The 12,621-nt window shown below is 66.2% G+C and carries 7 protein-coding genes; 2 read left to right on the top strand and 5 right to left on the bottom strand.

From position 1 onward, the window contains the following. Positions 1-4: 4 nt before the first annotated feature. Positions 5-1,534: an OmpA family protein gene (locus SriyCCGPB3_RS07790; RefSeq protein WP_350260053.1), complete on the bottom strand. Its 1,530-nt coding sequence runs from the start codon at positions 1,532-1,534 to the stop codon at positions 5-7. Positions 1,535-1,684: 150 nt separating this feature from the next. On the opposite strand from SriyCCGPB3_RS07790, the gene SriyCCGPB3_RS07785 reads away from it, so the two are divergent. Next, entirely contained in the window at positions 1,685-4,063 is a 2,379-nt protein-coding gene (locus tag SriyCCGPB3_RS07785; protein ID WP_180855336.1) for a TonB-dependent receptor domain-containing protein, read from the top strand. Positions 4,064-4,071: 8 nt separating this feature from the next. Continuing rightward, on the top strand, positions 4,072-6,180 hold the full coding sequence (locus SriyCCGPB3_RS07780; RefSeq protein WP_350260052.1) for a phosphocholine-specific phospholipase C: 2,109 nt from the start codon (positions 4,072-4,074) through the stop codon (positions 6,178-6,180). Positions 6,181-6,293: 113 nt separating this feature from the next. Here SriyCCGPB3_RS07780 and SriyCCGPB3_RS07775 read toward each other — a convergent pair whose 3' ends face one another. The 4 genes from SriyCCGPB3_RS07775 to SriyCCGPB3_RS07760 all read right to left on the bottom strand — a co-directional run bounded on the left by SriyCCGPB3_RS07775 (position 6,294) and on the right by SriyCCGPB3_RS07760 (position 12,509). Then, on the bottom strand, positions 6,294-7,889 hold the full coding sequence (locus SriyCCGPB3_RS07775) for an alkaline phosphatase D family protein (protein WP_350260051.1): 1,596 nt from the start codon (positions 7,887-7,889) through the stop codon (positions 6,294-6,296). A 10-nt stretch (positions 7,890-7,899) separates the two neighbouring features. Next, positions 7,900-10,833, bottom strand: a complete 2,934-nt coding sequence (locus SriyCCGPB3_RS07770) for a TonB-dependent receptor (protein ID WP_350260050.1) — start codon at positions 10,831-10,833, stop codon at positions 7,900-7,902. Positions 10,834-10,974: 141 nt separating this feature from the next. Beyond that, the gene (locus tag SriyCCGPB3_RS07765) at positions 10,975-11,997 is read right to left on the bottom strand and encodes a FecR family protein (RefSeq protein WP_350260049.1); all 1,023 of its coding nucleotides are present in this window, start codon (positions 11,995-11,997) and stop codon (positions 10,975-10,977) included. Further along, a complete protein-coding gene (locus tag SriyCCGPB3_RS07760; protein WP_032128424.1) occupies positions 11,994-12,509 on the bottom strand; it encodes an RNA polymerase sigma factor in 516 nt (171 codons plus the stop codon). Before SriyCCGPB3_RS07760 ends, SriyCCGPB3_RS07765 begins: the two co-directional genes overlap by 4 nt. Between the last annotated feature and the right edge of the window lie 112 nt (positions 12,510-12,621).

Here is a 12,621-nt window from a genome sequence, read left to right as displayed (position 1 = left end):
TGGTTCAGCGCTTGACCAGCTCGACCCGGCGATTGCGCGCTTTGCCTTGCTCGCTGCCATTGTCGGCTACCGGCCTGTCGGCACCGAAGCCGGCCGCCTGCAGGCGGTCGGCGGCGATGCCCTTGGCGGTCAACGCCGCCACCACCGACCGGGCCCGATCCTCGGACAAGCTGCGGTTGTGCGCGGCCGCGCCACTGTTGTCGGTGTGGCCTTCAATCGACAGTTTCAGCGACGGGTCGGCACGCAGCAGGTCCAGCACCTGCGCCAGCTGCGGTTCGGACGTCGGCAGGATCTGCGCCTTGTCGGTAGCGAAGTTGACCTGGATCGCCACGCGGCCGTCGCTGTCCAGCTTCTTCTTCAACGCATCGGCCGGCAGCAGCGCCGCGGTCTGGGTGAAACCCTTGCGCTCGACCACGACCCAGCCTGCGCTGAGGTATTCGAGGCGAGCATGCACCCACACCTGGCGGCCATCAGCCAGATCGACGCGATAGACCACGGTGTCGTAGTTGTCCCAGCTGTAGCTGGCCGCGTTGCCGTAGGACGACTGCACCTGCTTCGACACGCCCTCGGCCGCCTCGTGCGGGATGCGCCCCTCGAACACCTTGGTGCCGTTGACCTGGGCCATCATCGCCTCAAGGTTGCGGCGTACTTCATGCATCGAGTATTCGCGCTCGCCCTTGTCGAAATCGGCAGCGAAGGTGCGGCCCTCGACCGGTTCGAAGTGATCTCCGGTCCAGAACGGGAAGGCATCGAAATCACGCTGCTCGGGCGTGTTGCGCTCACGATAGCCGGCCGGCAGGGACAGGTGCGGGAAACTGTCCGACCACTGCGCGGTGGCCTTGAACGGAACGTCATCCACGACCACCAGACCGGCGCCGTTGCTGTCCACCGCCAGCTGCACCCACACGGTGCGGTTGGCCTGGCGCAGCACGTAGACGGTGGTGGGTGCGTCCTGTTCACCGTTCACCGCATCGATGAAGCCACCACCGATCTCGCCTTCCAGTTGCCGGCCGTAGTAGATGTCGCGCAGCAGCTTGCCTTCAAAGACCTTCCGGCCGCCAGCGGCGGTGATCACACCGTCGAAGTTGCGCTGCACTTCCAGCGCGGAGAACGCCTTGTCGGGGGCCGCCTCACTGTCGGTCACGATGCGTGCCGACCAGCTCGGACCTTCCACCCAATGCACACCCTCGCCCATCCGGAACGGGAAGCGCGCCCAGGCGCGCGGGTGCGGGGCGTTCTGCGGCACGTAGCCCTGCGGCAGGCTGAAGAACGGCAGTCCGCCCAGCGCGGTATCGCTCAGCGGCACGCTGCTGGTGTCGAACGGCACCAGCGGCACCGGCTTGCCATCGCGGTCGGTGAGTGCGGTGCCGTCGGCCGCTGCCAATGAACCCGCCGGCGCTGCCGCCGCGGCGGCGCTCTCGCCTGCAGCCGATGGCGGCGGTGCGGCCGCCTGTTCGCCTGCCGGCGTCCGGTTGCACCCTGCCAGCAGCACCAGGGCTGCGCCCCCCAGCCAGATCCTCGACCGCTTCTGCATCGCCACCACCTCAGCTCCATTGAAGCGCCGAGCATAACCGAAGGCCGTGACCGTCCCCACAGTGCCATCGTTCGTGCGCCGCCACGTCATGCCGATGTCATTGCCGCTGCCGACACTCCAGAGCTTCCCCCTTTTGAAGGTCCGGTTTCGATGCGAACGATTGCGCGCTTTCCCCGTGTCTCGCTGCTTGCCCTGCTGATCGCCCCCGCACTGGACGCCCTGGCCGACGCACCGCAGGGCGATACGGGCGAAGCGCGCAGCAGCGATGCACGCACCCTCGACCAGGTCCAGGTGATCGGCCAGGCCACCAGCTACGCCAAGACCTCGGTACGCGCAGAGACGCTGAACCGGCAGACCGTGATGAGCAGCGTCAACGACGCGCTCAACGAAGTGCCCGGCGTGGTGGTCAGCGAGGCCGATGCCACCGGTTCGTCGGTGTGGGGTACGCAGATCAGCATGCGCGGCTTCGTGACCAACCGTGACACCCAGCAGATCGGCACCACCATCGACGGCCTGCCCAATGGCGGCTCCGGCTACGGCGGCGGCTCGCTCGCCAACCGCTACATCGACACCCTGGACCTGGAGACGGTGGAAGTCAGCCAGGGCACCGCCGACATCTCCTCGCGCTCGAACGAGGCGCTGGGTGGCACGCTCAACTTCCTCACCAGCGACCCACTGCAGGACAGCCGCCTGCGCTTCGTCGTCGGTGCCGGTGACAACGAGGCACGCAAGTACTACGTACGCTACGACACCGGCCTGCTCGGCGGCCACACCCGCGCCTGGGTCAGCGCCTCATCGGCACGCGTGCACGACTGGATCGACGGCAGCGGCAAGACCAGCAACGACCACATCGCCGGCAAGTTCATCACCGAGCTGGATCGCTGGACGCTGACCGGCTACCTGTCCTACAACGATGCCGACGAGCCCGAGTACACCAGCGTCTCGCCGAAGGGCTTCGCCACCAATCCGGACCGCGACAACCTGGTCGGCACCCTCACCGGCATCCCCTACCTGGACCAGAACTACCGCTCCGGTTCGCGCGCGCTGCGCGAGAACACCTTCGGCTACCTGCGCGCGGCCTTCGACGGCGGCAACGGCTTCAAGGCCTCGGTGGCGGCTTACGGGCACCGCATGGAAGGTCGTGGCGACTGGCTGCCACCGTACCTGGCGCAGGTCAGCAATGATGGTGCCGGTCGCCCCGAGTCGGAGTACATCGGTGGAAAGACCGTGTATGGCGGCAGCAACCGCGGCCAGATCTTCTTCGTCAATCCCGACGGCAGCGCCGCGCAGCGCCTGGCCAGCTGCACGCCGCGGCTGGGCTTCACTGCCGAGTACGATCCGAACTGCTATGCCGGCAACGTACTGGGCGCGCAGTCGTATCGCCACACCCACTACGACAACGACCGCATGGGCGTGACCGCCGACGTCGAATGGCGGCAGACCTTCGGTGCGGTCGACAACACGATCCGCGGCGGCCTGTGGGTGGAGAAGCTGGACCGCTCGGCGCGCCGCGACTGGCACCGCCTGCTCAACGTCGGCCAGGACATCGCCTTCGATCACCAGCCGTACTGGGTGCAGTTCGAGGACAAGTACAAGGTTGACGAGCAGATGTACTACGTCGAGGACGTGGCCCGCTTCGGGCCGTTCAGCGCACGCCTGGGCGTGAAGCAGTTCTTCGTCGACCAGTCGCGCCGCCGCGTGATCGGTGCCAGCGAGCACGTCAAATCCGATTCCAGGTCCGATCCGCTGCTGTCCACCGGCTTCACCTGGGCGCCCGGCATGGAAGGCATGGAGCTGTTCGCTGGCTTCTCGCAGAACTTCGCCGCCATTCCCTCCGGCGTGCTCGGCGAGACCGACCCGCAGCGCTTCCGCAACGTCGAGCCGGAGACCGCCGACAACATCGAAGTGGGCATGCGCATCAGCCGCTGGCCGCTGACCGCCTCGGTCACCCTGTACAACATCAAGTTCGATAACCGCATCGTCTACCTGCCGGCCGGCTTCGTCAGCGGCATCGACTACCTCGGCGAGACCGACGGTGTCTACGAGAACTTCGGCGGCGTGGAAAGCAACGGCCTGGAGGCGGCGTTCGGCTATGGCTGGGACAACGGCTGGCGCCTCAACGCCGCCTATACCTACAACCGCTCCAAGTACCTGGGCAGTGGCGATGCCGCACGTGATACCCAGCTGGGCATCGTCGACGGTGCCAAGGTGATCGGCCAGCCCGAGCAGACCCTGGTGCTGTCGGCCGACTGGCAGGGCGAAAACTGGAACTTCGGCCTGTCCGGTCGCTACCTGGGCACGCGCTACCTCGATGCCGCCAACGTCAACAAGCTGCCTTCGGCCACCGTGTTCAACGCCAATATCGGCTTCGACCTGCAGGGCCTGTCGCCGCGCCTGAAGGGCATGGGTGCCAACCTGGTGGTGAGCAACCTCACCGACAAGCGGTATCTTGCAGGGGTGGACGGCCGCGACAACGCCTTCATCGGCGCCCCGCGCACTGTCGGCATCTCCTTCCGTGTGGACCTGTGAGTGAGCCCGTGACTGATATCGGCCGACGCCGGTTGTTGCAGGCCGGCGTTGCCGCCGGCCTTTCCCCGCTGCTGCCCAGCATCGCCCGGGCCGCAGCGATCGCCCCCGCCGCGCAGACGCGCAGCCTCGAAGACCTGCAGCACATCGTGGTGTTCATGCAGGAGAACCGCTCGTTCGACCACTACTTCGGCACGCTGCCGGGCGTACGGGGTTTCGGCGATCGCTTCGTGGCTCCCGCGCCGGCACTGCAGGCCGGCGGCCGCACGCGCAGCCTGTGGCTGCAACCCGATGCCAGCGGCAAGCGTGCGATCGCACCATTCCCGCTGGATACCGCTGCGCACTTCGGCTACATGCGGGTGGAGGGCACGCCGCACACCTGGCCGGATGCACAACGGGCCTGGGACCACGGACGCATGGGGCAATGGCCGAAGGCCAAGCAGAACCACTCGATGGGCTACTTCCAGCGCAGCGACCTGCCCTTCCAGTTCGCCCTGGCCGATGCCTTCACCATCTGCGACGCCTACCACTGCGCGATGCAGGCCGGAACCAACCCGAACCGGGTGTTCCTGTGGACCGGTCACAATGATGCACACGCGCGTGCTGGCGGCCCGGTGATCGCCAACTCGCACGACAACTTCCCCGAGCACGGCGGGCATCCGGCGTCGTATCGCTGGACCAGCTATGTCGAACGCCTGCAGAAGGCGGGTGTGTCCTGGCAGATCTACCAGGACATGGCCGACAACTTCACCGACAACCCGCTGGCGGGTTTCGAGGCGTTCCGCCAGGCCTACCGCGCTGCGCCGGGGCATGACCCGCAGCTGCGCGCACGTGGCGTCAGCACCCGTGGCCTGGCGCAGCTGCGCCAGGACGTGGTCGATGGGCGTCTGCCGCAGGTCAGCTTCATCATTGCCGACGCGGCGGGCAGCGAGCATCCCGGCCCCTCCAGCCCGGCCCAGGGCGCGGCCTATACCGCACGCGTGCTGGATGCACTGACCGCCGATCCGGAGGTGTGGAGCCGCACCGCCCTGCTGCTGATGTTCGACGAGAACGACGGCTTCTTCGACCACATGCCGCCACCGGCACCGCCGTCACCGATAAACGGTGGCTGGGCGGGTACCTCTTCGGTCAGTACCGAAGGCGAATACCACCGCCATCCGGCACCGGGCGACGAAAAGTACGACGCCGCCGAGCTGCGCGGCCGCCCCTATGGGCTGGGTCCGCGCGTGCCGCTGTACGTGATTTCGCCATGGAGCCGCGGTGGCTGGGTCGATTCGCAGGTGTACGACCACACCTCGGTCATACGGCTGATCGAACGCCGCTTCGGCGTGGCCGCACCGGATATCTCACCCTGGCGCCGTGCGGTCTGCGGAGACCTGAGCAACGCCTTCGACTTCGCCCAGCGCGATACCCGTCCGTTCGTACCCGGCCTGCCCGACGTGAGCGCGGTGGCCGCACGTGCCGCCGCCCTGCCGGGACGCACCGTGCCGACGTTGCCGGAGGGGCTGGAACCGGCGCAACAGGAACGTGGCGTACGCCCGGCGCGTGCCCTGCCCTATCGGCCGCAGGCATCGATTGCCGCGATCGACACATCGGGCGTGGAACTGGTGTTGTCCTGCGAAGGTGCGGCAGCGGTCCTGCATGTCTACGATCGGCTGCGGCTGGGTGCGGTGCCACGCCGCTATACACTGGTACCGGGCACGCCACTGCGGGAGCGCTGGCCGCTGGATGTGCACGGTCGCTACGACCTGTGGCTGCTGGGCCCGAACGGCTTCCACCGCCATTTCCAGGGGGCGGCCAAGGCACCCGCCGTACAGGCTGCGGTCGAGCCTGCGGACGGCCAGCTGCGGCTGCACCTGCGCAATCTGGGTGACAGCGCGCAGCAAGTGCGCGTGCATGCCGGTGCCTATGCCGGGCACATGCCCGAGCAGACGCTGGCACTGCCCGCGCATGCAGAGACGTCGTTGGCGTGGGATGCAACGCCTACCGCCGGCTGGTATGACCTGCAGGTCAACGCAGGTGAGAGTGTGCTGCGCCTGGCGGGCCGTGCCGAGGATGGGCGTCCTGGCACCAGTGACCCGGCGATGGGCAGCGAACCACTGCGGTTCGAGCACGATTGAGCCGCTCCGCCCTTGTAGAGTCGAGCCATGCTCGACTGCTTTTTCCGGTCAATGATCGAAGAACGATCGAAAAGCAGTCGAGCATGGCTCGACTCTACAGTGGTGCTGGCTGATCAGGCCTCCTGCAGCCCCGGCCGGCCGTGCTCCACCGCATAGCGCTTCCAGCTCTGCAGTGCGCCATCTGGCTGCATCACGGTATCCAGCGTTTTCATGTCGCCGATCCACGCATCACGGGTGACATCGCACAGCACATAGCCACGCTTGTCGGTGGTCCCCCTCAGATAAGGGCTGTGCGCGAGCTGATTCCTTGCGTACGCATCCACGCCCTGGCCGTCGGCGCCGGAAGTGATCGAAGTGGCAAGGAACTCGCTGGAGACCACGCCTGAATCACGATGGTCCTGCACCAGGTCGCTGGCGTAATGCCGGTGTGCGTCGCCACACGCCGTCACCACGTTGCCGAAGCCGACCTTCTGGATGTGATCGAGCAGGCGCCGGCGGCTGTCCAGATAGCCCGACCATTGGTCGTCGGACGACTGCACCATCCCGTCCTTCTCGCGCATGTAGTTGCCCAACGCCACCTGGTGGGCAATGGTGTGCCAGCGCGGCGCGGCATCGGCCAGGCCGTCGAACAGCCAGCGCTCCTGCTTCGCACCCACAATGCTGCGCGCCGGTGATTCCACTTCCTCGCGCAGCGCAATGTTTACCTGCTTGCTGCGGTACTGGCGTGTGTCGAGCAGGTGCAGGTCCATCAGCGTGCCATAGCGTGCGCGCCGGTACATCTGCATATGGCCATCGCGCGGGAATGCCGAACGGCGCAGTGGCATGTTCTCGTAGTAGGCCTGGAACGCCTGTGCGCGGCGCAGCAGGAACACTTCGCTGGGCGTATCGTCCTGGTCTTCGGCGCCGGCCCAGTTGTTGTCCACTTCATGGTCATCGAAGGTGACGAACCACGGCGCCGATGCATGCGCGGCCTGCAGGTCGGCATCGCTCTTGTACTGGGCGTAGCGGCGACGGTAGTCGTCCAGCGTGTAGGTCTGCGGCCCGACATGATTGCGCAGGTTGGTGAACGGCTGGCCGTTCATTTTCCGCAGGCCCGGCTGGCTTTCGCCTTCGTAGATGTAATCACCGTAGTGGAAGACGAAATCCAGCGGTTCCTCGGCAATGCGCCGCCACGCGGTGTAGTGGCCTTCTTCGTAGTGCTGGCAACCGGCCACCGCAAACCGCACGCGATCCACTGCGGCCGTGGCTGCGGGCAGCGTGCGGGTGCAACCGACCGCACTGGCGTGGCCGCCTACGGTGAAGCGGTACCAGTAAGGCCGTGCGGGCGCCAACCCACCCAGCTCCACGTGCACGGCGTGGCCGAGTTCGGGATGCGCCATCGCCGAACCCTGGCGTACCACCTTGCGCATGCCCTCGTCCGCGGCCAGCTGCCATTCGACCACCATCGGCCGGGTCGGCATGCCACCGCCGAACACCAGCGGCTCGGTCGCCAGCCGTGTCCACAGCACCATGCCATCGGCCGAAGGATCACCCGAGGCCACGCCCAGGGTGAACGGCGTGCTGGCGAACCGCGGCGACGCCAGCAGGTTGCGCGGGTTCAGCGCGGCGGCATCGGTCTGTGCGGCCAGCGCGTGCGCCGTGCCCATCCACGCGCCGGCAGCGGACAGGCCGGCCAGGGCCAGGAATCGCCTGCGATTGATCGTATCCACGGCTGCGCCCTCAGTTGTAGATGATGTGGAAGTAGAAGAAGCGGCCGTAGTCGTCGATCTCGGTACGGAAGCGCCCATTCGGACCGGTGCTGTAGGTCGGCTGCGTGTTGAACAGGTTCTTGGCCTCGTACTTCAGCGTCACGTGCCTGCTGACCTTGTGGCTGAAGGCCATGTTGAAGGTCATGTACGGGTCGTAGTACGAATCCAGCCATTGGGTATCACCAAAGTCGACCAGCATCCGGCTGCGGTAGGTGCCAGACAGACGCAGCTGCGCGCTCTTCCACGGCATGCGCCAGATCACCGAGCCGTTGAGCGACCAGTCCGGCTGGTACAACAGACGGTCCAGGCGACGCTCGGTACCATCACTGATGCGGTAGTTGGTCTGGCCTTCCAGCCGCGTCGCGTTGAAGTACATGTCGAAGCGCTGGCGGCCCCACTGCAGGTTGCGGTTGGCGACCGCGAACTCGACGCCGCGCAGCCTGGACTCATCGGTGTTCATCGGCTGGGTGACCCGGTAGCGCGTGTCACCCACGTTCTCGAAGGTGGTCAGGGTGTAGATGTCGTCCTTGACCACCTTGTCGAACAGCGCGATCGAGACCAGGCCGTTATTGCCATTGAAGTACAGGTCCCACGCCAGGTCGATGTTGGTGGAACGTCGCGGCTGCAGGTTGGCGTTGCCCTGCTTGATCGTGCAGAAGCCCCTGCCCTCCTCGTCATCGCCACAGCTGGTGGTGGTGACCTGGGCGATGTTGCTTGGCGTCGGCCGGCCCAGCGTTCGGCTGGCGGAGAAGCGCAGGCGCTGGTCCTCGGTGAGCTTGAACGTCGCATTCAAGGACGGCAGCAGGTTGTTGTAGCCGCCGCTCGCCTTGCGGAAAGCAGAGGTATAGGTGGTGCCGCCATCGTCGCTGAACGGGCTGTAGGCATCGAAGCGCGTGTGGTCGTAGCGCAGGCCGCCGATCAGCAGCAGCCGGTCCCAGGCGTAGTGCGCGGATACATAGGCATTGGTGATGTCCTCCACGTACTTGTAGTCGCTGGTGAAGTTGGCATTGGGATAGGCCGCGTTGTTGCTGCCCAGCCTCGGTGCCAGCTCCTCGTTCCACTTGCGGTTGTCGATCAGCGGGAAGCCCGGCACGCTGCCCAGCAGGGTCGAACCCGGATACAGGTAATCGTTGAGCGTGGCACTGCTCTTGAAGTAGTCGAAGTCGATGTCCTGCCAGATCTTCAGATGGCGGTATTCGGCGCCGGCGGCCAGGCCGAAGCCACGCGCATCGGCGTCGACGTTGTAGCTGAAGTCGGCACGCAGGTTGTCGATGCTCTCCTTGGCGTCGCGCGGCGAGACATAGGCCTGTGCCGGGTTGAGCTTGAACGCCGAGCTGGTCAGCAGGCTGGAATCGGAAACCGCCACCGCATTGGGAAAGCCGTGGCTGTCGTTCTCGTAATCGACGAACAGGTTGCTCGGGTAGGCGCGTACCCCCCAGTAGACCTGGCTGTTGTGGAAGGTCTCTTCGGTATGGCCACCGCGCAGGGTCAGCCGCGAGCGATCACCGATATCCCAATTGAAGCTGGCGATGGCGCCGCGGTTGCTGCGGTCCCAGCGGTCGTGGCGGTTCTTGATGTAGATGCTGTTGATCTGGGTGGTGCCGCTGTCTTCGGTCTGGTTGCGGATCGGAAACTTGGCGTTGCCGTACAGGTCGGTCTTGTTCATCGTCGAGTTCTCGTAGAACCGGTACGAATACAACAGCAACGATGCGTAGAAAGGATCGTCCGACGGCTTCCATTCCAGCTTGGCCGAGCCACCGAAGTTGGTGATGAAGTTGGTGTAGGTACCGGTGCTGAAATTGCCCGGCGCACGCAGCCCGTTCCAGCCCTTGGCCTCGTCCGGCCCGGTGCTGCCGTCGGTGAGGTACTTGCCGGCGTCGTTGTAGTAGTAGTTCGACTCCACCCAGCGCTTGACGCTGTTGCGCGAACGCTGCTCATAGCGCGCCACCGCGACGACGCCGAATTCCTGGTCGGCACCGAACTGGTTGGAGAACACCATCTTGGCGCTCTTGCCGAAGTGGCCCAGGGTCTCGTGGTTGCCACCGGCGCTGCGCTCGACATTGGTCTCGGCCGTGGAGTAGATACCGGCCACGTCGGCGAACACGTACTTTCCGGAACGGTCGAAGGCACTGCGGCTGATGATGTCGATCACGCCGCCAATCGCGTCCGGCGCCTGCTCGGCGCTGAAACTCTTGTAGATGTCGGTACGGGTGCCGATGTCGCTGGGAATCAGCTGCAGGTTGTTCATGCGCTCACCCGAGCCACTGCCACCCACGCTGGCAATCGCGATGCCATCGATGGTGGTGTAGTTGAGGTTGGCCTGCACGCCGCGCACCGTCACGTAACGGGGCTCACCGGCATCCTCCACGGCACTCAGGCCCGGCGCGGCCATCAGGCTTTCGGCCAGCGTCTCGTCGCCGTAGCTGTCCATCTCGTCGTAGACCACCGAATCCTTGATCACCGGCGAGGTCTTCTTCTGGTCGATCACCTCATGCGCGGCAATCACCTTCACCGTGCCCAGGGTCGGCGCCACCACCGCCTCGGCCTCGCGCGGCTTCGGCGCGGCCGGCTTCGGTTCGTTGCGTGCGGGTGCCGGATCGATGGCGATGACATTGCCATCCACCACGGTGTAGCCCAGGCCGGTCCCTGCCAGCAGCGCGTCCAGCGCCTGCTTGACGGTGGCACCGCGCGGCACCGCCCCGGCCATGCGGGCATCGCCGCTGGCCGAGTACAGGAACTGCACGCCGGAACTGCGCGACAACTGCTCCAGCGCGCGCGCCAGCGGCTGCGCCGCGATCGGGGTAGCCACTCGCGCCTCCAGCCCTTCGCTACCGGCCGCGAAAGCCGACGGTACGCTGCACGGAGACAGGGCGAGGATGATCGACAGGTAAAGCGTGTTGCGCATCACGGGTCCTTGGAAGAGAAAAAGCAGCAGGTGCCGCTGTGCATCTCGACAGCGGCTTCTCCCATGTAAGAGCCCGCTTCCACCGAAGTGGAGAACGCGGATTCGATGAATCTTTTCTGACAGTGCACGGCCGCGCCGCCCTCAGCGACTGCCGACCCGCACCGTGTCCCCTTCGCGCCTCACCACGAAACGCGGGTCGCGTTCGAGGAAGGCCTGCAGCGCACCGATGCGATGCGCATCCAGGCTGCCGGACAACCGCGCCGACGCCGCACCTTCATCCAGCACCCGCACCTGCACCTGGTTGTGGCGGTTGAAGGCGGCGGCCACCTCATCCAGCCGCTCGTCCAGGAAAGAGACCTTGCGTTGCTGCCAGTCCAGCAGCATCGACAGCGGCACATCCAACGACTCCATGGCATGGCTGCGCGCGTCGACCTGCACCACCTGGCCTTTGCCCAGCTGTGCAAGACGCCGCGCATCCGCACCCTGGCTCCACACTTCCACCTCGCCGGAAACCACACCGATGCGGGTGCCCTGCAGCCGTCGCGACACATCGAACACCGTGCCGATATCGCGGATCTGCAACCCGTTCACCTGCACTTCGAACGGGCGCCGATCGCGTGCGATGTCGAACGTCGCCTCGCCCTGCAGCAGTTCCGCCTTGCGGCTGAACCCGCCCATGCGCACCCGCAGGCGGCTGTCCGCGTTGAGCCGCACCTGGGTCTGGTCGGGCAGCACCAGGTCGCGAATTTCTCCATGTCCGGCGCTGTAAAGCTGCTCGGTAGGCATCAGCTGCGGAACCAGGCCCACGCCGAGCAGGGCGATACAGGCTGCGGCAGCCGCCACCCACCAACGCGTGCGACGGCTGTGCGGCGCACTGCGCAGCGGGGCCTGTGCGTGTCCGAACAGCGGCACGACCTTGGCAGCGGCCTGCTGTGGCGGCACCGAGGCCTCTTCAGCCAATGCCGATTGCAGCGCCTCACCAACCTGCCGGTGCAGTGCGAGCGCGTGCATATAGGCGCGCACATGCTCCGGCGAGCGCTTCATCCAGTCCAGCAACGCAACCCGCTCGGCTTCGCCCAGCACGCCCTCGCGATTGCGCTGGAACCAGGCCATGGCCTCGCTGGCGATCACGTCGTCGGCCGCACCCGATGGATTCCGTTTCATGTGAGCTCCCTGGCGCCCAGCGCCTTCCTGCAGGCGTCCAGCCCCTTGCCGATATGCTTGCGCACCATGTGCACCGAAACCTGCAGCTGCTGGCTGATTGCCGGGCAGTCCAGCCCGTCGCGGTAATGCAGCTCCATCACCCGCCGCGTGGTCGCCGGCAGCCGTGCGATGGTGCTGCGGATATCGCTCCAGCGCTGCGCGCGCTCGAATTCGCCTTCGATGTCTTCTTCGCTCTTCAACACTTCGGCCAGGAGGTCGACGTCCTCCAGCGGCGGCAGCGACGAACGCGCGCGCGCGTGCTCCCGTGCAAGATTGGCGGCCACGGTGAACAGGTAGGCTTCCGGGTTCTCGACCGCGTCGGCATGCTCACCGGTGCTGCGCAGCAGCCGCAGGTAAACCTCCTGCGCCAGATCCTCGGCATCTTCGCTGGCAGAACCCCGGCGCAGGAAGAAGCCGCGCAGCAGCCGCCGCCGCAGCGCATAGCTCTTCTCCCAGATCCTCACGCTGTTCACGGCCGGCCAACCACCCCAAGGCTGGAAAGCCCCGCAGGGTGACGGCCATCGATGACAGTGGCGTTTCAACTGCCGGCACGCAGCCGCTAGAATGCCGCCCCTGCAGTTTCCA

The sequence above is a fragment of the Stenotrophomonas riyadhensis genome, from assembly GCF_040256885.1.
GTDB lineage: Bacteria > Pseudomonadota > Gammaproteobacteria > Xanthomonadales > Xanthomonadaceae > Stenotrophomonas > Stenotrophomonas riyadhensis.
The sequence above is the reverse complement of the archived record's forward strand: the minus strand, read 5'-3'. Positions and strand labels throughout refer to the sequence as shown.